General features: G+C 70.8%; 1 protein-coding gene. It reads left to right on the top strand.

Going from position 1 to position 627, the window contains the following annotated elements:
- A partial coding sequence (locus A5782_RS21270) for a VWA domain-containing protein (protein ID WP_156624046.1) occupies nucleotides 1–627 on the top strand: 627 nt, incomplete at both ends.

The raw sequence follows: 627 nt of genomic DNA, 5'->3' as shown, positions 1-627 counted from the left end.
GCTACACCGACACCCCCGTGCCGCAGTCGCCGTGGCGGCACCTCCCGATCGCGGTGTCGCTGCTCTCCCTGGTGCTGTTGACCATCGCGCTGGCCACCCCCACCCACGACATGCGCATCCCGCGCAATCGCGCCGTCGTGATGCTGGTGATCGACATGTCGCAGTCCATGCGGGCCACCGACGTCGAACCCAACCGGCTCAAGGCCGCCGCACAGGCAGCCACCCAGTTCGCCGGCCAGCTCACGCCCGGCATCAACCTCGGGCTGGTCGGGTTCGCCGGCACGCCCTATCTGCTGGTGCCGCCGACCCCGCAACACCAGGCGACTATCGACGCGCTCAAGAAGCTGGATTTCGCCGACAGCACGGCCACCGGCCAGGCCATCTTCACCGCCCTGCACGCGATCGGCGCCACCGCGGTCATCGGCGGCGACAATCCGCCGCCGGCCCGCATCGTGCTGCTCTCCGACGGCGGTGAGAACGTGCCGCTGGACCCCAATGCCCCGCAGGGGGCGTTCACCGCGGCCCGGGCCGCCAAGGCCGAGGGCGTGCAGATCTCGACCATCTCGTTCGGCACCCCGTACGGCACGGTGGACTACGAGGGCGCCACCATCCCGGTTCCGGTGGACG

It is taken from the genome of Mycobacterium sp. 852002-40037_SCH5390672 (genome assembly GCF_001665875.1).
GTDB lineage: Bacteria > Actinomycetota > Actinomycetes > Mycobacteriales > Mycobacteriaceae > Mycobacterium.
The sequence above is the reverse complement of the archived record's forward strand: the minus strand, read 5'-3'. Positions and strand labels throughout refer to the sequence as shown.